Source organism: Streptomyces sp. NPDC005141, from assembly GCF_053599975.1.
In genome coordinates this window covers 177860-196268 of record NZ_JBSFYW010000009.1, presented here as the reverse complement: position 1 = coordinate 196268, position 18409 = coordinate 177860, and the positions used below count along the sequence as shown (strand labels likewise).

At 69.3% G+C, this 18409-nt stretch carries 17 protein-coding genes; 14 read left to right on the top strand and 3 right to left on the bottom strand.

Annotated elements, in window-relative coordinates:
- Positions 1–97: 97 nt before the first annotated feature.
- Positions 98–1042, bottom strand: coding sequence for a RecB family exonuclease (locus ACWD68_RS10295; RefSeq protein WP_451806019.1), 945 nt, complete (start codon positions 1040–1042; stop codon positions 98–100).
- Positions 1043–1216: 174 nt separating this feature from the next.
- On the opposite strand from ACWD68_RS10295, the gene ACWD68_RS10290 reads away from it, so the two are divergent.
- The 3 genes from ACWD68_RS10290 (at position 1217) to ACWD68_RS10280 (ending at position 5127) form a co-directional block, all read left to right on the top strand.
- Positions 1217–2977 (top strand): site-2 protease family protein, encoded by a 1761-nt coding sequence (locus ACWD68_RS10290; protein WP_451806018.1) that lies wholly within the window; start codon positions 1217–1219, stop codon positions 2975–2977.
- Positions 2978–3018: 41 nt separating this feature from the next.
- Positions 3019–3921 (top strand): tRNA (adenine-N1)-methyltransferase, encoded by a 903-nt coding sequence (locus ACWD68_RS10285; RefSeq protein WP_451806017.1) that lies wholly within the window; start codon positions 3019–3021, stop codon positions 3919–3921.
- Between the two features lie 630 nt (positions 3922–4551).
- Positions 4552–5127 carry a hypothetical protein gene (locus tag ACWD68_RS10280; protein WP_451806016.1) on the top strand — a complete coding sequence of 192 codons (576 nt, stop codon included), beginning with the start codon at positions 4552–4554 and terminating at the stop codon, positions 5125–5127.
- A 95-nt stretch (positions 5128–5222) separates the two neighbouring features.
- Here ACWD68_RS10280 and ACWD68_RS10275 read toward each other — a convergent pair whose 3' ends face one another.
- Positions 5223–5528 carry a ferredoxin gene (locus ACWD68_RS10275; protein ID WP_451806015.1) on the bottom strand — a complete coding sequence of 102 codons (306 nt, stop codon included), beginning with the start codon at positions 5526–5528 and terminating at the stop codon, positions 5223–5225.
- 253 nt (positions 5529–5781) lie between these two features.
- Here ACWD68_RS10275 and arc point away from each other — a divergent pair, with 253 nt between their 5' ends.
- The 6 genes from arc (at position 5782) to prcA (ending at position 11871) form a co-directional block, all read left to right on the top strand.
- Positions 5782–7548 (top strand): proteasome ATPase, encoded by a 1767-nt coding sequence (gene arc / locus ACWD68_RS10270; RefSeq protein WP_451806014.1) that lies wholly within the window; start codon positions 5782–5784, stop codon positions 7546–7548.
- 233 nt (positions 7549–7781) lie between these two features.
- Complete coding sequence (gene dop, locus ACWD68_RS10265; protein ID WP_451806013.1) at positions 7782–9293, top strand: depupylase/deamidase Dop; 1512 nt, start codon at positions 7782–7784, stop codon at positions 9291–9293.
- A gap of 156 nt (positions 9294–9449) precedes the next feature.
- Entirely contained in the window at positions 9450–9668 is a 219-nt protein-coding gene (locus tag ACWD68_RS10260) for a ubiquitin-like protein Pup (protein ID WP_037739193.1), read from the top strand.
- Between the two features lie 23 nt (positions 9669–9691).
- Positions 9692–10270, top strand: a complete 579-nt coding sequence (locus ACWD68_RS10255) for an endonuclease VII domain-containing protein (protein WP_451806012.1) — start codon at positions 9692–9694, stop codon at positions 10268–10270.
- Positions 10222–11067, top strand: a complete 846-nt coding sequence (gene prcB / locus ACWD68_RS10250; RefSeq protein WP_451806011.1) for a proteasome subunit beta — start codon at positions 10222–10224, stop codon at positions 11065–11067. Before ACWD68_RS10255 ends, prcB begins: the two co-directional genes overlap by 49 nt.
- A 57-nt stretch (positions 11068–11124) precedes the next feature.
- The gene (gene prcA / locus ACWD68_RS10245) at positions 11125–11871 is read left to right on the top strand and encodes a proteasome subunit alpha (RefSeq protein ID WP_451806010.1); all 747 of its coding nucleotides are present in this window, start codon (positions 11125–11127) and stop codon (positions 11869–11871) included.
- Between the two features lie 128 nt (positions 11872–11999).
- Here the strand turns inward: prcA and ACWD68_RS10240 are convergent, their stop codons facing one another.
- Positions 12000–13013 (bottom strand): LacI family DNA-binding transcriptional regulator, encoded by a 1014-nt coding sequence (locus ACWD68_RS10240; protein ID WP_451806009.1) that lies wholly within the window; start codon positions 13011–13013, stop codon positions 12000–12002.
- Between the two features lie 106 nt (positions 13014–13119).
- Between ACWD68_RS10240 and ACWD68_RS10235 the strand changes: the two genes are divergently transcribed.
- The 5 genes from ACWD68_RS10235 to ACWD68_RS10215 all read left to right on the top strand — a co-directional run bounded on the left by ACWD68_RS10235 (position 13120) and on the right by ACWD68_RS10215 (position 18393).
- Positions 13120–14379: an MFS transporter gene (locus tag ACWD68_RS10235; RefSeq protein ID WP_451806008.1), complete on the top strand. Its 1260-nt coding sequence runs from the start codon at positions 13120–13122 to the stop codon at positions 14377–14379.
- Positions 14380–14388: 9 nt separating this feature from the next.
- The gene (gene pafA, locus ACWD68_RS10230; protein WP_081223485.1) at positions 14389–15750 is read left to right on the top strand and encodes a Pup--protein ligase; all 1362 of its coding nucleotides are present in this window, start codon (positions 14389–14391) and stop codon (positions 15748–15750) included.
- A 128-nt stretch (positions 15751–15878) separates the two neighbouring features.
- Positions 15879–16886, top strand: coding sequence for an FKBP-type peptidyl-prolyl cis-trans isomerase (locus ACWD68_RS10225; protein WP_451806007.1), 1008 nt, complete (start codon positions 15879–15881; stop codon positions 16884–16886).
- 59 nt (positions 16887–16945) lie between these two features.
- Positions 16946–17317: an FKBP-type peptidyl-prolyl cis-trans isomerase gene (locus ACWD68_RS10220; RefSeq protein ID WP_451806006.1), complete on the top strand. Its 372-nt coding sequence runs from the start codon at positions 16946–16948 to the stop codon at positions 17315–17317.
- A gap of 122 nt (positions 17318–17439) precedes the next feature.
- Positions 17440–18393 (top strand): helix-turn-helix transcriptional regulator, encoded by a 954-nt coding sequence (locus ACWD68_RS10215; RefSeq protein ID WP_451806005.1) that lies wholly within the window; start codon positions 17440–17442, stop codon positions 18391–18393.
- The last annotated feature ends 16 nt before the right edge of the window (positions 18394–18409 follow it).

Here is an 18409-nt window from a genome sequence, read left to right as displayed (position 1 = left end):
CACTGCCTCCAGCGAGGGGAACTGTTCGACGAACAAACCGCGTTCCCCTCCCTTCTTGCGGAGGCAGCTTGACGCCTAGCTCCGTGAGATGTCTTCGCTAGTCCGGCCCCATTCTGCCCTGCTCCCGGGCCCCGGACTCGGGCACCCTGACCGGGAGCGGGTACACCGGGGGAGTACCACCGAATTCCGGGCATACCGCCTGGTGGTCGCACCAGCCGCAGAGTTTGGTGGGACGCGGCCGCCACTCACCCGTCTCCGTCGCCAGCCGGATGGCGTCCCACAGGGCCAGCAGCTTGCGCTCGACACGCTCCAGGTCCTCGATCACCGGGTCGTACGTCAGCACGTCACCGCTGCCGAGATAGACGAGCTGGAGCCGGCGCGGGACCACCTGCTTCAGCCGCCACACCACCAGGGCGTAGAACTTCATCTGGAACAGGGCACCCTCGGCGTACTCGGGCCGCGGCGCCTTTCCCGTCTTGTAGTCGACGATCCGGACCTCGCCCGTCGGGGCCACGTCGACCCGGTCGATGATGCCGCGCAGGGTGAGCCCGGAATCGAGCCGCGCCTCGACGAACAGCTCCCGCTCCGCCGGTTCGAGCCGCGTCGGGTCCTCCAGCGTGAACCAGCGCTCCACCAGCTGCTCGGCCTCGGCGAGCCAGCCCGCGAGACGCTCGCCCTCCGGATCGTCGGCGAACAGTTCCACGACCTCCGGCCTGCTCTCCCGCAGCCGGTCCCACTGGCCGGGGATCAGCGACTTGGCGCGCGGCGCGGTCCGGTCCACGGCCGGGGCGTCGAAAAGCCGCTCCAGGACCGCGTGCACCAAGGTGCCCCTGGTCGCCGCCGCACTCGGCTTCTCGGGCAGCTTGTCGATCACCCGGAAGCGGTACAGCAGCGGACACTGCATGAAGTCACTGGCACGCGAGGGCGACAGCGAGGCCGGCGCGCGCGCGACCGCCGGGGCCGGTCCGTCGGCGGCGGGCGCGACGGCTTCGGTGGCCGCGGCCGCTTCGTCGGGCGCCGCGCCCTCGGTGCTGGTTTCCATGACGACAGACTCTACGGCCCGCCACTGACAGTGACCCCGTCCCGGCGGGGCGACGGCGCGGAAAACAGGGGGGGTGCCGGGGCGGAACGTGCCGCGACCGCCGCATACCATCGACCACAGACCCTCCTGCTCCGCGCGACCGGGGGCGGGAGACGCTTCGAACGAGGGGACATCGTGGACGAGAGCGGCGGGAGCGGGCAGCCGCGGTCCGGTACCGGCGAGGCGACCGAGCACCCCGAGAGGCCCCGGGCCTCCGCCGGGCCGGCCGCCGACGCCACACGCACCGGAGCGGCCGGACCCGACACCCCCACCGGGCCGGCGCCCACGGCCCCCGATCACGACGCCCCGACCGAGGCGGACAACGACCCGGACAACGACCCGGACACCGACGCGGACACCGACGCGGACACCGCGGCCCGGGACGAGACCGAGACGCCCGCCCGGGCACAGACCGGCTCCCGCTCCCTGGCCCACTCCGGGACCGGGGCCGACGACGGCACCACCGCTCATGACCGGACCGGGCCCGAGGAGGACCCGGCGCCCGGACCGGAGTCGCCCTCCGGCACCGAAGCATCCCGAGACCCGCTGGTGAAGGCCCCAGCCGCCACCGAAGCCACCGGGGAGAGCGGAGCCCACGGCGAGCCCCGCGAGACGTCCGATGGCCCGGGCGAACCCCACGGCGAACCGCCGTCGTCCTTCACGGCCCGTGACGACCTCACCGACGCCCACCGGACCCGCGCCCGCACACGCAAGGGCAAGGGACGCCCCCCGCGCCGCAGGAAGGAGCCCGGCGGCGGACTCCTGATGGGCCGGCCGTTCGGTGTGCCCGTCTACGTCGCACCCAGCTGGTTCCTCGTCGCTGCCCTGATCACCTGGGTGTTCGGCGGCCAGCTCGACCGGGTCCTGCCCGAACTCGGCGCCGCCCGCTACCTCGTGTCCCTCTTCTTCGCGGTCGCCTTCTACGCCTCCGTACTCGTCCACGAACTCGCCCACACCGTCGCGGCCCTCCGCTTCAAGCTGCCCGTGCGCCGGATCCAGCTCCAGTTCTTCGGCGGTGTCTCGGAGATCGAGAAGGAGGCCGAGACCCCGGGCCGCGAGTTCGTGCTGGCCTTCGTCGGCCCGCTCCTCTCCCTCGTCCTGTCCGGCGTCTTCTACCTCGCCATGCTCCCCGTCGAGCCCGGCACGGTCCCCGGCGTCCTGCTGGCCGGCCTGATGATCTCCAACCTCATCGTGGCCGCCTTCAACCTGCTGCCCGGCCTGCCCCTCGACGGCGGCCGGATGCTCCGGGCCGTCGTCTGGAAGATCACCGGCAGGCCGATGAGCGGCACCGTCGCCGCCGCATGGGTCGGCCGCGCCCTCGCCGTCTCCGTGCTGATCGGACTGCCGCTGCTCACCCAGTCCGAGGCACTCGGCGCCGCTCCCGACGACCTCGGCGGCATGGACACCGTCACGGACGCCCTGCTCGCCGCCATCCTCGCGGCCATCATCTGGACCGGCGCCGGCAACAGCCTCCGGATGGCCCGGCTGCGCGAACACCTGCCGGAACTGCGCGCCCGCTCGCTCACCCGGCGCGCGGTGCCCGTCGAGACCGGCACCCCGCTCTCCGAGGCACTGCGCCGCGCCAACGACGTCGGCGCCCGCGCCCTGGTCGTCGTCGACGCCGACGGCGAACCGCTCTCCCTGGTACGCGAGGCCGCCATCGTCGGCGTACCCGAGCACCGTCGTCCCTGGGTCGCCGTCAGCGGCCTCGCCCAGGACCTCACCGACGGCATGCGGGTCTCCGCCGAACTCGCCGGCGAGGACCTCCTCGACGTCCTGCGCGCCAGCCCCGCCACCGAGTACCTGGTGGTGGAGGACTCCGGCGAGATCTACGGCGTCCTGTCCGCCGCGGACGTGGAGCGGGCCTTCGTGAAGGCCATGGCCCGGCCCTCCTGACGGTGGTCGGCGGCCCTGCCCGGGACCGGTAGGCTGTTCACATGTCCGAACCGACCGGTGCCGCCCGCAGGCGCGGGCCCTTCAAGGTCGGGGACCAGGTTCAGCTGACCGACCCCAAGGGCCGCCACTACACGTTCACGCTCGAGGCCGGGAAGAATTTCCACACCCACAAGGGTTCCTTCCCCCACGACGAGCTGATCGGTGCTCCCGAGGGCAGCGTTGTCCGCACCACGGGGAACGTCGCCTATCTCGCGCTGCGCCCCCTGCTCCCCGACTACGTCCTGTCCATGCCCCGCGGCGCCGCCGTGGTCTACCCCAAGGACGCGGGGCAGATCCTGGCCTTCGCCGACATCTTCCCCGGCGCCCGCGTCGTGGAGGCGGGGGTCGGCTCCGGCTCGCTCAGCAGCTTCCTGCTGCGCGCCATCGGCGACCAGGGCATGCTGCACTCCTACGAGCGCCGCGAGGACTTCGCCGAGATCGCCCAGCAGAACGTGGAGCGCTACTTCGGCGGCCCGCACCCCGCCTGGCAGCTCACCGTCGGCGACCTCCAGGACAACCTGAGCGACACCGACGTCGACCGTGTCATCCTCGACATGCTCGCCCCCTGGGAATGCCTGGAGTCCGTCTCCAAGGCGCTCGTTCCCGGCGGCATCCTCTGCTGCTACGTGGCGACCACCACCCAGCTCGCGCGGACCGTCGAGTCGATCCGCGAGATCGGCTCCTTCAACGAGCCGACCGCGTGGGAATCGATGATCCGCAACTGGCACGTCGAGGGCCTGGCCGTCCGCCCGGACCACCGGATGATCGGCCACACCGGCTTCCTGCTCACCGCCCGGCGCCTCGCGGACGGAGTCGAGCCGCCCATGCGCCGCCGCCGCCCCGCCAAGGGCGCGTACGGCGAGGACTACACCGGTCCGAACGCCGACGGCGGCGCCGCCCGCTGACGTACCCAACACACCGCCGATGTGGCCGAGTTCCCGGACGATCCCGGGAACTCGGCCACATCGCTTTTCCGTTGACGCACCACCAGAGCCCCGTCCGCCCGCCTGCACTCCGCCGAGAGCCCGGCCGACGGGTCCGCGCAGCGCGTCGGCAGGCCACCCGCAAGGTTGCTGACGGGTCGTCGGTAACCCGGCGAACGGGTCCGCGAGCCTGCCGGCAGGTCGCACGGAAGGCCGCGACGGTGCTCCCGCCGCCGTGAGCCGACCGCCCGACAGGGCTGCCCAGGAATCCGCCGGAGGCCCGGCCGACGTGCCTGCGGCGCGCGTGACCCGACCGCCCGGAGGCCCCCGACGGGCTTTCCCGGGTCCGGCCGGCGACAGATCCACCGAGTCCGGCGCGAGGTCGCGCGGCGGCGGCCCGCAGGCCGACCGAGGGACCGGGCCGCGACTCCTTCAGGACTCCCTCCCGGCGCGTCCGCCGGGGCCGTACCGGGACAGCCCCGGCCCGGCGCAGGAACTCCGTCGGGAACCCTTCACAAGTCTGGACCCCGGCGTTCCACCAGGCTGTGACGTGTGGCACCATGCGGGACACCCCCACCCCCACCGGCACAGCCCTCACGGGAGACACTCCTAGTGCAGCAATCCGCCGTCCCGGAACTGGCACACACGCACACCAGCCCCATCCAGTGGGTCGCCACGGCCACCGCCATCGCCGGAGTCGTGGCGCTGTCCTCGATCATCCAGCCCGATCCCGCGACGGCGGCCCAGCCCGGCGCCGGCGCGAAGCCGGCGGCAGCCCCGGCGGCCGCCCCCGATCCGAGCGGCGTGGACTTCCCGATCACCTGCGGGCCCACCAAAGTGCTCGTCGAGAAGAAGGCCTCCGGGGACCTGGACGGCGACGGCCGCCCGGAGACCGTGGCCGTCGTCCGCTGCGACGCCGGCTCGGGCACCCCGCCCAGCGGCGTCTACGTCCTCACCCAGGCCGAGGGGGCGAAGCGACCCAGGATCGTGGCGACCCTGGTCGATCCCAAGGACCGCCTGAGCGTCACGGACTTCGCGGTGCGCGACGGAGCCGTCACCGCCACGCTCCTCGGCTACTCCTCGGCCGACGTGCCGAGTTGCTGCCCCGACGTGAGGGACAGCGCCAAGTGGCAGTGGAAGAGCGGCGCGTTCGTGCGCTCGACACCGCCCCAAGCACGGAGCGTGTGAGCGCCCCCTCACGAGGCCCGGACGAAAGAAAACACCCTCCGCGCGGCGGAGGGTGTGAGAAACCAGACATCAGGTGACGCGGAGTGCCCGAAAAGTCACTCCGCGTCGGGACCGTAGACCTCGACCTTGTCCGAAACCCGACGGACATGGATGCAGTCGCCCGGGCACTCCTTCGCCGAGTCGGTCACATCGCGCAGAAGCGGCAGCGGTACGGGCGTTGTGGCGCCCACGGCCTGCAGCAGCTCGTCGGCGGGGCTCTTCACGTAGGCCAGACCGTCGATGTCCAGCTCAAAGACCTCGGGCGCGTACTGGACGCAGATCCCGTCGCCGGTACAGAGATCCTGGTCGATCCAGACCTCAAGCGCCTCGCCGTCGACTCCGGCCTCCTGCTGCACGGTCATTTCTCCTGCCGTTTTCTGCGTCGAGCGGACCGAAGACTGGGGAATCGGGCCAGCTCTGACGGGTGTTGAACACTTCGACCCTACCTCCGCCCGCTTCCCAATCATGTTCGGTGGGTATTCCCCTGGCGTGAGGGAGAGCGCAAGGGTGAAGATCGGACACACCCCTACAGTCTTTGTGATCTAGGGGTTTCAATCGACACCCACCCAGGTAGGGTCTGGAAGCGTCCAGCTCCCCTTGGAGGAGGTGAGGACCGTGGCAGCCCACGACGACGACATGAACCGCGGCATCCGCCCGGGACGAGGGTCCGATGACCCCGCCGGGCAGATTGCCTACCTTGAGCAGGAGATCGCCGTCCTGCGACGCAAGCTCGCCGACTCTCCGCGGCACACGAGGATTCTCGAAGAGCGGATCGTCGAGTTGCAGACGAACCTGGCAGGCGTGTCCGCACAGAACGAGCGGCTCGCGAACACGCTCCGTGAGGCCCGCGACCAGATCGTGGCCCTCAAGGAAGAGGTCGACCGGCTCGCGCAGCCGCCGGCGGGCTTCGGTGTCTTCCTCACGGCGAATGAGGACGGCACGGCGGACATCTTCACCGGGGGCCGCAAGCTCCGGGTGAACGTCAGCCCCAGCGTGGAGCTCGAGGAGCTCAGGCGTGGCCAGGAAGTGATGCTCAACGAAGCTCTCAACGTGGTCGAGGCCATGGAGTACGAGAGCTTGGGCGAGATCGTCACCCTCAAGGAGATCCTGGAGGACGGCGAGCGCGCCCTCGTCCAGGGGCACACCGACGAGGAAAGGGTGGTCCGGCTCGCCGAGCCGCTTCTGGACGTCAATATCCGTCCCGGGGACGCCCTGCTCCTCGAACCCCGTTCCGGATATGTCTACGAAATCGTTCCCAAGAGCGAGGTCGAGGAACTCGTCCTCGAAGAGGTCCCGGACATCGGCTACGAGCAGATCGGCGGTCTGGGCGGCCAGATCGAGATGATCCGCGACGCGGTCGAGCTCCCGTACCTCTACCCCGACCTCTTCAAGGAGCACGAACTGCGGCCGCCCAAGGGCGTCCTGCTGTACGGGCCCCCCGGATGCGGAAAGACGCTCATCGCCAAGGCCGTGGCCAACTCGCTGGCCAAGAAGGTCGCCGAAGTGACCGGACAGGCCACCGGCAAGAGCTTCTTCCTCAACATCAAGGGCCCCGAGCTCCTGAACAAGTACGTCGGTGAGACCGAGCGGCAGATCCGGCTCATCTTCCAGCGCGCACGGGAGAAGGCCAGCGAGGGCACACCCGTCATCGTCTTCTTCGACGAGATGGAGTCCCTCTTCCGCACCCGTGGATCGGGCGTCAGCTCGGACGTGGAGAACACCATCGTCCCGCAGCTGCTCGCCGAGATCGACGGCGTGGAGGGCCTGCAGAACGTGGTGGTGATCGGTGCCTCGAACCGTGAGGACATGATCGACCCCGCCATCCTGCGGCCCGGACGACTCGACGTGAAGATCAAGATCGAGCGCCCGGACGCCGAAGCGGCGAAGGACATCTTCCAGAAGTACCTCACCGAGCGTCTCCCGCTGCACCCCGAGGACGTGGGAGAGCACGGCGGCGACAGGGCGGCCACCGTCCACGGCATGATCCAGACAGCCGTGGAGCAGATGTACGCCGAGTCGGAGGAGAACCGCTTCCTGGAAGTCACCTACGCCAACGGTGACAAGGAAGTCCTTTACTTCAAGGACTTCAATTCCGGCGCCATGATCGAGAACATCGTGGGACGCGCCAAGAAGATGGCCATCAAGGACTTCTTGGAACACAGCCAGAAGGGCCTTCGGGTCTCCCATCTCCTCCAGGCCTGCGTGGACGAGTTCAAGGAGAACGAGGACCTGCCGAACACCACCAACCCGGACGACTGGGCCAGGATCTCCGGAAAGAAGGGCGAACGGATCGTTTACATCCGTACGCTCATCACCGGAAAGCAGGGCGCGGACACCGGACGCTCCATCGACACGGTGGCCAACACCGGTCAGTACCTGTAAAAGACAGGGCGGCTGCGGGTGCCCTCGGCGGGTACCCGCAGCCGACTGTTTTTCAGGACATGGCCGGACCACAGCAATGACGCAAATGATCTCCCCACCAGCGCAAAGGCGTTCTAGGCTCTTTCGTACCGCCGAGTCGCGAAGTGCGGGGACGGGCACCGCACACGCACCGGAGCGCCAGCGGTACTTGAGCAGCGCCCCCGACCGAGGGCGCCGCCGGCAAGGAGGGCCGCATGACCGTACGGCGAGTAATGGGCATCGAGACGGAGTACGGGATCTCCGTCCCCGGTCACCCCAACGCCAATGCCATGCTCACCTCGTCCCAGATCGTCAACGCCTACGCGGCGGCGATGCACCGGGCGCGCCGCGCCCGCTGGGACTTCGAGGAGGAGAACCCGCTGCGGGACGCACGAGGCTTCGACCTCGCCCGGGAGACCGCCGATTCCAGTCAGCTCACCGACGAGGACATCGGCCTCGCCAATGTCATCCTCACCAATGGGGCCCGGCTGTACGTCGACCACGCGCACCCTGAGTACAGCGCCCCCGAAGTCACCAATCCGCGGGACGCGGTCCTGTGGGACAAGGCCGGCGAGCGGATCATGGCGGAGGCCGCGGAGCGGGCGGCCCAGCTCCCGGGCGCCCAGCCGATCCACCTCTACAAGAACAACACCGACAACAAGGGCGCCTCGTACGGCACGCACGAGAACTACCTGATGAAGCGGGAGACCCCGTTCTCGGACATCGTGCGGCACCTGACACCGTTCTTCGTCTCACGCCAGGTCGTCACCGGAGCGGGCCGCGTCGGTATCGGTCAGGACGGGCACGAGCACGGCTTCCAGCTCAGCCAGCGAGCCGACTACTTCGAGGTCGAGGTGGGCCTCGAGACGACACTCAAGCGCCCCATCATCAACACCCGGGACGAGCCGCACGCGGACGCGGAGAAGTACCGCCGGCTGCACGTGATCATCGGAGACGCGAACCTCTCCGAGATCTCGACCTATCTGAAGCTCGGCACGACGGCACTGGTCCTCTCCATGATCGAGGACGGCTTCATCGCCGTCGACCTGGCCGTCGACCAGCCCGTACGCACCCTCCACCAGGTCTCCCACGACCCGACCCTCAAGCGACTGGTCACGCTCCGCAGCGGACGCACACTCACCGCGGTGCAGCTGCAGATGGAGTACTTCGAGCTCTCGCGCAAGTACGTCGAGGAGCGGTTCGGGGCGGACGCCGACGAACAGACCAAGGACGTCCTGCTGCGCTGGGAGGACACCCTGAACCGCCTGGAGAACGATCCGATGAGCCTCTCCGGAGAGCTCGACTGGGTCGCCAAGCGGGAGCTCATGGAGGGCTACCGGCGTCGTGACGGCCTCGACTGGGACGCGGCCCGGCTGCACCTGGTCGACCTCCAGTACGCGGACGTACGCGCCGAGAAGGGCCTCTACAACCGTCTCGCGGCCCGAGGCAGGATCAAGCGCCTGCTGGACGAGAGCGAGGTCGAGCGGGCCCGTACGAAGCCTCCGGAGGACACCCGGGCGTACTTCCGCGGACGCTGCCTGGAGCAGTACGCGGACGACGTGGCGGCGGCCTCCTGGGACTCGGTGATCTTCGATCTGCCGGGCCGGGATTCGCTGCAGCGCGTTCCAACCCTGGAGCCGCTTCGCGGAACGCGTAATCACGTCAAGGAACTCCTGGACCGGTGCCGTACGGCCGAGGACCTGGTCAGGGTCCTGTCGGGCAACTGAGCTTCCGCCCGGACGGCCAGGGGCCGGACAGGGTGGAATACCCGGCGTACGGGAATCATCGAGGTGGCCCCCGTACGTTGGACAAACTGCGGGGCCGATGTCGGACCCTGCTTGTAGGGTCTGATCAAGAACGTCGAACCGAGCGGGGTGAGGGTTATGGCGACCAAGGACACCGGCGGCGGACAGCAGAAGGCGACGCGTTCCACCGAGGAGGTCGAGGAGCAGGCGCAGGACGCACAGGCGACCGACGACCTCAAGGAACGCCAGGAGAAGCTGAGCGACGACGTCGACTCGGTTCTGGACGAGATCGATGATGTCCTCGAGGAGAACGCCGAGGACTTCGTTCGGTCATTTGTGCAAAAAGGCGGTCAATAGCGGACACGCCGGGCCTGCTCGAAGTGAAGCGATGCACCGGATGCGGGCGGCGCCTGCCGTTCGATTCGTTCACCGCTGACAGGAACCGGTGTGATGGGCTGCAAGTGCGTTGTCGGGAGTGCGTGGCGGACTGTTCGGCCGCGCACTACCGGCGGCGCAGGGAAGCCCTCGGCAAGACGGTGCGCGAGCAGGTGGACATCCCCGAGGGGCACAAACAGTGCCGAACCTGCGGGGAGGTGAAGCCGCACAGCGAGTGGCATCGAAACGCGTCGGCATCGGGCGACCTGTCCACCCGGTGCAGGGCCATCAGGGCGCGCGAGGATCATCTGAAACGCCACTACGGCCTCACCGAAGCCCAGCGCGACGCGATGGTCGCCTCTCAAAAGGGGCTCTGCGTGATCTGCTTGAAAGCTCCTGCCGTTCATGTGGATCACTGCCACAAGACGGGTAGTGTCCGTGGCGTACTGTGCTTCAACTGCAATTCGACCATCGGCAAGTTGGGAGATGATCCCGACGCTGTTCGTCGGGCTGCCGCCTACCTGGAGGGAAACGCGTGGAAGCCAACACTCGTAGCACCGGGCGTCTACCGGCTGCCTTCCTGACGCCCGGGTCGTCGTCCTTCATGGACTTCCTGTCCGAGCACCAGCCGGAGATGCTGCCGGGCAAGCGGCAACTGCCGCCCGTCCAGGGTGTGATCGAGGCCCCGCACGGCACGACCATCGTCGCCGTCACGTTCCCCGGCGGGGTCGTCCTCGCCGGCGACCGGCGGGCCACGATGGGGAACGTCATCGCGCAGCGCGACATCGAGAAGGTGTTCCCGGCCGACGAGTACTCGGCGGTGGGCATCGCCGGTACGGCGGGTCTGGCCGTCGAGATGGTGAAGCTGTTCCAGCTGGAGCTGGAGCACTTCGAGAAGGTGGAGGGCGCCCAGCTCTCGCTGGAGGGCAAGGCGAACCGCCTGTCCACGATGATCCGTTCCAACCTCGGCATGGCCATGCAGGGCCTCGCCGTGGTGCCCCTCTTCGCGGGCTTCGACGTGGACCGCGACAAGGGCCGCATCTTCTCCTACGACGTGACCGGCGGCCGCTCCGAGGAGCACGGCTACGCGGCCACGGGCTCCGGCTCGCTCTTCGCGCGCAGCGCCATGAAGAAGCTCTACGCCAAGGACCTGACCGAGGACCAGGCCACGACGCTGGTCATCCAGGCCCTGTACGACGCTGCCGACGACGACTCGGCGACCGGTGGTCCCGATGTCGCGCGCCGGATCTACCCGATCGTCACCGTGATCACCGAGAGCGGCTTCCGCCGGCTCACCGACGAGGAGTCCTCCGAGATCGCCCGCTTGATCCTGGAGCGGCGACTTGAGCAGCCCGACGGCCCGCGCGCCGCGCTGCTCTGAGACCGGTCTCATTTTCCAGGTGATCCAGTGACTTCGACAGAAAGGGACGGATAACCGGTGTCGACGCCGTTCTATGTCTCACCCCAGCAGGCCATGGCCGACCGGGCGGAGTACGCCCGCAAGGGCATCGCCCGTGGCCGCAGCCTGGTCGTGCTGCAGTATGCCGACGGCATTGTGTTCGTCGGCGAGAACCCGTCCCGCGCGCTGCACAAGTTCAGCGAGATCTACGACCGGATCGGCTTCGCGGCCGCCGGCAAGTACAACGAGTACGAGAACCTGCGGATCGGCGGCGTGCGCTACGCCGACCTGCGGGGCTACACGTACGACCGTGACGACGTGACCGCCCGCGGTCTCGCCAATGTGTACGCCCAGACGCTGGGCACGATCTTCTCGTCGGCGGCGGAGAAGCCGTACGAGGTGGAGCTGGTGGTCGCCGAGGTCGGCGAGACGCCCGAGGGCGACCAGATCTACCGGCTGCCGCACGACGGTTCGATCGTCGACGAGCACGGTTCGGTCGCCGTCGGCGGCAATGCCGAGCAGATCAGTACCTATCTGGACACCCAGCACCAGGACGGGATGTCGCTGGCGGAGGCGCTGAAGCTGGCCGTTCAGTCGCTGTCCCGGGAGCCCAACGGCGGCGAGCGGGAGATTCCCGCGGAGCGGCTGGAGGTCGCGGTGCTGGACCGGACGCGCCCGCAGAAGCGGAAGTTCAAGCGGATCGTCGGCCGTCAGCTGGGCCGGCTGCTGGAGGCCGGGGGAGCGGAGACCGCGACGGAGGCCGAGGACGCCGACGACGACGAGTGAGGTCGTGGTTCGACCTCGCGCCCGTCCGTAGGGTGCTTACACGGAAGGGGCCGCCCCGGTGCATGCCGGCGCGGCCCCTTCCGTGTGCCGGTTCGGGTCCGTGGGCCCGGTGGTGACAGCGGTGGCGTCTACGAGCCTGGCGGGGCCGTGGAGCCTCGTACGACCAGTTCGACCGGGATGTCCCCCTGGGGGGGTGTGCGGCCGTCCAGGACGGCGAGGAGGGCCTTCATCCCCTGTTCCCCGAAGCGTTCCGCGTCCAGGCGGACGGTGGTGAGTTCCGGGTCGAGGGCGCGGGCCAGGGCGAGGTCGTCCAGGCCGGTGATGGAGATGTCGTCCGGGATGCGCAGGCCGAGGCGGCGGGCCGCCTTGTAGGCGCCCGCGGCCAGTTTGTCGTCGTCGCAGATCACGGCCGTGGGGCGTGGGCCGGGGGCGGAGAGCGCGGTCTGGGCCGCCGCGAGGGCGTCCTCGAAGGAGATGGGTGCCCTGGCGGTCCGCAGGTCGGTTCCGGGGACCGCGGAGAGGTGGGCGGCCAGTTCCTGGGCGCGGACCTCGAAGGTCCAGGACGGGATGTCGGCCGCGAGGTGCAGGAAGCGGCGGTGGCCCAGTTCCAGGAGGTGGCCGGTGACCTGGCGTACGCCGTCCTTGATGTCGAGGTTGACGGTCGCCGCGCCCTGGCTGCCGGCCGGGTCGCTGTCGAGCATGACCAGGGGGAGCTGGTCGCCGCGGATCGCCGTGAGGGCGTCGGCCGCCATGGAGGAGGCGATCACGCCGTCGAGGGCGGCCTGGGCGGAGCCGAAGGGGTCGCGGGCGGGGCCGATGCCTTCGGGGGAGGGGTACAGGACGACGCCGAAGCCGTGCTCGGCGGCCACCCGGGCCGCGCCGGTGTAGACGCCCGCGAAGAACTCCGTGGTGAGCGCGGGGACCACCAGGAGGACGGTGCGGGTGCGGCCGAGGCGGAGGTTGCGGGCGGCCAGGTTCGGGCGGTAGCCGAGCTCCTGGGCCGCGTCCCGGACGCGTTCCGCCGTGGCCTCGGAGACCCGGCCGCGCCATTTGTCGCCCAGCACCAGGGAGACCGCCGCCTGGGAGACCCCGGCGGCCTGGGCGACGTCCCGGCTCGTGGGGCGCGTACTACCTCTTGCCACCGTCGGCCTGCTCCTTCGTCTGGACTCCCGGACAGCGCACATGGTACGTATGGTGGAGACGTTATACGTAACACTTCGACGTCGCGCACTACGAGAAGGGCTCGACATGGCCGCGGGATACCTGGAGATTCTCAGGGCGAGGCACGCAGCCCGGCTGCTCGTCGGCACGCTCGTGGGGCGGCTGCCGAACGCCACCGCGGCCATCGCCGTCGTGCTGTTCGTCCGGGCCGAGGGCGGCACCTACAGCCTGGCGGGCGCGCTCGCCGCCGTGTACGGGGTGGCCAACGCGGTGGGACAGCCCCTGCTCGGACGGCTCGTGGACCTCCGCGGGCAACCGCGGGTGCAGCTGCCCGCTGCGCTCGTCTCGGCCTTCGGGATGGGCGTCTTCGCCTTCGTCGGGACGGACCGGCCGGTGCTCGCCTGTGCCGCGATGGCCGTGGCCGGGCTGTTCACGCCTCCCCTGGAGGGGGGCCTGCGGGCGCTGTGGCCCTCCGTCCTGCGCAAGGAGGAGCAGGTGCACACCGCGTACGCGATGGACGCCGTGGCGCAGGAGGTGATGTTCACCGTCGGGCCGTTGTTCGTGACCCTGTGCGTCTCGCTCTGGTCCGCCCGGGCCGCGCTGCTCATCCTGAGCGTCATCGGTGTCCTGGGGGCCCTCTCCGTGGTCCTCTCGCCGCCCTCGCGCGCGTGGCGGTCGGCTCCGCGCGAGGCGCACTGGCTCGGCGCCCTGCGCTCACCGGGGCTGCTGGCCCTGCTCGGCGCGTTGCTGTTCGTCGGCATGGCGATCGGCTCGATCACGGTCGCCGCGGTGTCGTACGCCGACGGGCACGGCGGGGACGTCGTGTACGGCTGGCTGATGGCGGGCATCGGCCTGGGCGCGCTGCTCGGCGGTGTGGTCTACGGCGCGCGCCGGTGGGGCGGCGCCCCGGAGCGGCGACTGCGGGTGCTCGTCGCCCTTCTGGCGGTGTGTTACGTCCCGCTGATGCTGGTTCCGGGACCGGTCGCCATGACCGCTCTGACGACGCTGGCCGGAGTGTTCCTCGCACCCTGCATCGCCTGCGCGTTCGTGCTGGTCGACCGGCACGCTCCGACGGGCACCGTCACCGAGGCCTTCTCCTGGCTCGTGACGACGTTCACCGTGGGCGCGTCGGTCGGAACGGGCATCGCGGGGCCTGTCGTCGAGTCGGGCGGGGCGGCCCGGGGCTTCGCCGTTCCGGGGGTCGCGGGCGTCGCCGCGCTGGTGGTTCTGCTGGCCACGGGGCGGGTCCTCGCAGCTACCGGCAGGGGTGCGGTCGTTGCGGTGTCATCGGAAAATGATCCAAACCGTGCCGTCGAACCCCGTTTCAGCTCAGGGGATCGGGCGTAATGTTCAGTCATGGACCGCCGCATTTTCGGGCTGGAGAACGAGTACGGCGTCACGTGTACGTTCAGGGGACAGCGTCGCCTGTCTCCCGACGAGGTGGCGCGGTACCTCTTCCGCCGTGTCGTGTCATGGGGCCGCAGCAGTAATGTCTTTCTGCGGAACGGTGCCCGCCTCTATCTCGACGTGGGATCACATCCGGAATACGCGACACCCGAATGTGACAACGTGACGGAGCTCGTCACCCACGACAAGGCCGGCGAGCGCATTCTCGAAGGACTCCTGGTGGACGCCGAACGACGCCTGCACGAGGAAGGAATCGCGGGCGACGTCTACCTGTTCAAGAACAACACCGACTCGGCGGGCAACTCCTACGGGTGCCACGAGAACTATCTGGTGGCCCGGCACGGGGAGTTCTCCCGACTCGCGGACATCCTCATTCCGTTCCTCGTCACGAGGCAGTTGCTGTGCGGTGCCGGCAAGGTGCTGCAGACACCGCGCGGTGCCGTCTACTGCGTCAGCCAGCGAGCCGAGCACATCTGGGAGGGTGTCAGTTCCGCGACGACCCGCTCCCGGCCCATCATCAACACGCGTGACGAGCCGCACGCGGACGCCGAGCGCTACCGCCGGCTGCACGTCATCGTCGGCGACTCGAACATGTCCGAGACGACCATGCTCCTCAAGGTCGGCGCCACCGACCTCGTGCTGCGCATGATCGAGGCGGGCACCGTCATGCGTGACCTCACCCTGGAGAACCCCATTCGGGCGATCCGTGAGGTCAGCCACGACATCACGGGCCGCCGCAAGGTGCGGCTCGCCAGCGGCCGTGAGGCCTCCGCGCTCGAGGTGCAGCGCGAGTACTACGAGAAGGCCGTGGACTTCGTCGACCGCCGCGGCATCCGCACCGGAACGGTCGAACAGGTCCTCGAACTGTGGGGTCGCGTGCTCGACTCGATCGAGGCCGAGGACCTCGACCGGATCGGCACCGAGATCGACTGGGTCATGAAGTACCAGCTCATCGAGCGGTACCGGGCCAAGCACAACATGACCATGTCGCACCCGCGGGTCGCGCAGATAGACCTCGCCTACCACGACATCCATCGCCGTCGTGGCCTCTACTACCTGCTGGAGAGGAAGGGACAAGCCGCTCGGATCTGCAACGACTTGAAGATCTTCGAGGGCAAGTCGGTACCGCCGCAGACCACTCGGGCGCGGCTGCGTGGCGACTTCATCCGGCGCGCTCAGGAACAGCGCCGCGACTTCACCGTCGACTGGGTGCACCTGAAGCTCAACGACCAGGCACAGCGCACGGTGTTGTGCAAGGACCCGTTCCGTTCGGTGGACGACCGGGTGGAGAAGCTCATCGCCGGAATGTGAGCCGGGCGTTCCGCCTGTGAAGCGGAACGCAACGCGGGGCGCCGTACGTTTTCCGTACGGCGCCCTTCTCACGTCGTAGAGTTGCGCGCACGCCATCAACCAAGATCGACCGATACGAGGCCCCCACCGTGCGCCGACGCTCACTCCTTCTCGCCGTACCCGCTGGACTGGTCACACTTGCCGGATGCGGTGACGACGGCAAGTCAGACACGGCCAAGTCCAGCAACAGCCCGTCGCCTTCGGCCTCCGCCGCGGCCTCCGCGCCGCCTCCGCCGAAGATCGTCGACGGTCCGCTGCCGGCGATCACCGCCGGTACGAAATTCGGGGAGAAGCCGACCGTCGCCAAGGGCACCGGTGAGCCGTCGAAGGACCTCGCGGTCAGGACGGTCATCGCGGGCAATGGCCAGACGGTCGCGGAGAACGACTACATCCAGGCCAACTACCTGGGCCAGATCTGGGCCACGGCGAAGGTCTTCGACAACTCCTACGACCGCAAGACGCCGCTGGTCATCCAGCTCGCGCAGGGCGGCATCATCGACGGCTGGCGCTACGGTCTGGTCGGCAAGAAGGCCGGCAGCCGCGTCGAGATGTCCGTTCCCCCGACCTGGGGCTACGGCACGCAGGGCAACGCGCAGGCGGGTATCAAGGGCACCGACACGCTCGTGTTCGTCGTCGACATCGAGAACACGTTCAATTCCAAGAGCTCCGCCAAGGGCAAGAACGTCGCGCAGAGCGACGCCGCGCTGCCGAAGGTCGGGACCAACACGGACGGCGACGCCCCCAAGATCACGGTGCCGAAGACGGATGCCCCCACGAAGCTCGTGGCGAACTACGTGATCGAGGGCGACGGCGAGGAGGTCGCGGCCAACAGCAGCGTCCTGGTGCAGTACGAGGGCGTGCTCTGGGACAGCGGCAAGGAGTTCGACTCCACGTACAAGCGGGGTCAGCTGACGTCGTTCTCGCTCCAGCAGGTCGTCAAGGGCTGGGCGCAGGGGCTGACCGGCAAGAAGGTGGGCAGCCGCGTCCTCATCGTGATCCCGCCGAAGCTGGGTTACGGCGACAACCCGCCGGCCGGCAGTGGCATCAAGAAGGATTCCACGCTCGTCTTCTCGGTCGACATCCTGGCGAAGATGTAACTCCCCGGTGATGTAAGACTGTCCGTGTTGCCCATACGTATACAAGCAGGAGCAAAGACGTGAGCATCGAGAAGCCCGAGATCGACTTCCCGGGCGGCGAGCCCCCGGCGGACCTCGAGATCAAGGACATCTGGGAGGGCGAAGGCCCCGTGGCCAAGGCGGGGCAGAACGTCACGGTGCACTACGTGGGTGTGGCCTTCAGCACTGGTGAGGAGTTCGACGCCAGCTGGAACCGGAACTCTCCGTTCCGCTTCCCGCTCGGTGGCGGCCGCGTCATCAAGGGCTGGGACAAGGGTGTGCAGGGCATGAAGGTCGGTGGCCGTCGCCAGCTGACCATCCCCGCCCACCTCGCCTACGGCGACCAGAGTCCGACCCCGGCGATCAAGCCCGGTGAGACGCTGATCTTCGTGGTCGACCTGCTCGAAGTCTGATCCCGGTAGACCGGATCCGATCACCTGGGGCCCATGCCTGTCCGGGCATGGGCCCTCGGCTTTTGCCGCGACACCGCGGAGCGGTACGGTCATCGGTCGGAAGCACCATAGGAAGGGCGTCGATGGCCATTGCCAAGGCCGAGCGGCTGATGAACCTCGCACTGTGTCTGCTCGGGACGCGGCGGCCGCTCAGCAAGCGCGAACTCCGCGAGTCCATCGAGGCCTATCTGGAAGCCGGGTCGGACGACTCCTTCAACCGGATGTTCGAACGCGACAAGGACGACCTGCGCGAACTCGGCCTGGTCATCGAGACGGTGGAGAACCTCGACGGCGAGGTCGGCTATCTCGCCCGCCGCGACAGCAACCGCCTGCCGCCCATCACCCTCGACGCCGAGGAGGCGGCCGCTCTCGGTCTGGCCGCCAAGGTCTGGCAGCAGGCCCGGCTGGCCGGTGCCGCGAGCGGCGCGCTCCAGAAGCTGCGTGCCGCGGGGCTGCCCGAGGACGTGGACCCGTACGGGGCCCACGGCGCGCTGGAGCCGCACATCCCCGTGCACGAGGCGGCCTTCGAACCCTTGATGCTCGCCTGCCGCGACCGGCGCCCGGTCGTCTTCGACTACCGCAAGGCCACCGCCGCGCGCCCCGAGACCCGGCATGTCGAGCCGTGGGCCCTGGAGTGCTGGCGCGGCCACTGGTACCTCGCGGGCTGGGACCGCGACCGGAGCGCCGAGCGCGTCTTCCGGCTCTCCCGGATCACCGGCAAGGTCCGCGCGCGTGCGGGGCGGTACACGGCCGAGGCGCCGGATGTCGTCACCGTGCGTGAGACGGTCGCCGGCTGGGCGGGGGAGATCACGGACCGCTCCGCGCTGATCCGGCTGCGCTCCGGTGCGGGCTACCCGCTGCGGGCCAAGGCCGTCTCCGTACGGGAACTGGGAGACGGCTGGGACGAGTTGGAGATTCCGTACGGGCACGGACTGGACGCCTGGCTCGTCGAGTTCGGGCCGGACGTCGTGGTCGTCGAGCCCGCCGAACTGCGGGCCGATGTCGTCGACCGGCTGCGCGCCGTGGCCAAGGGCTGAGGGGAAACGTAAGAAA

Bases quoted from the DNA above. Each gene is read 5' to 3' on its own strand.
- ACWD68_RS10275 (WP_451806015.1), bottom strand. From the start codon at position 5,528: ATGACCGTGCAGCAGGAGGCCGGAGTCGACGGCGAGGCGCTTGAGGTC.
- ACWD68_RS10295 (WP_451806019.1), bottom strand. From the start codon at position 1,042: ATGGAAACCAGCACCGAGGGCGCGGCGCCCGACGAAGCGGCCGCGGCC.
- dop (WP_451806013.1), top strand. From the start codon at position 7,782: ATGACCGTACGGCGAGTAATGGGCATCGAGACGGAGTACGGGATCTCC.
- ACWD68_RS10215 (WP_451806005.1), top strand. From the start codon at position 17,440: ATGGCCATTGCCAAGGCCGAGCGGCTGATGAACCTCGCACTGTGTCTG.
- ACWD68_RS10285 (WP_451806017.1), top strand. From the start codon at position 3,019: ATGTCCGAACCGACCGGTGCCGCCCGCAGGCGCGGGCCCTTCAAGGTC.
- pafA (WP_081223485.1), top strand. From the start codon at position 14,389: ATGGACCGCCGCATTTTCGGGCTGGAGAACGAGTACGGCGTCACGTGT.
- ACWD68_RS10235 (WP_451806008.1), top strand. From the start codon at position 13,120: ATGGCCGCGGGATACCTGGAGATTCTCAGGGCGAGGCACGCAGCCCGG.
- ACWD68_RS10260 (WP_037739193.1), top strand. From the start codon at position 9,450: ATGGCGACCAAGGACACCGGCGGCGGACAGCAGAAGGCGACGCGTTCC.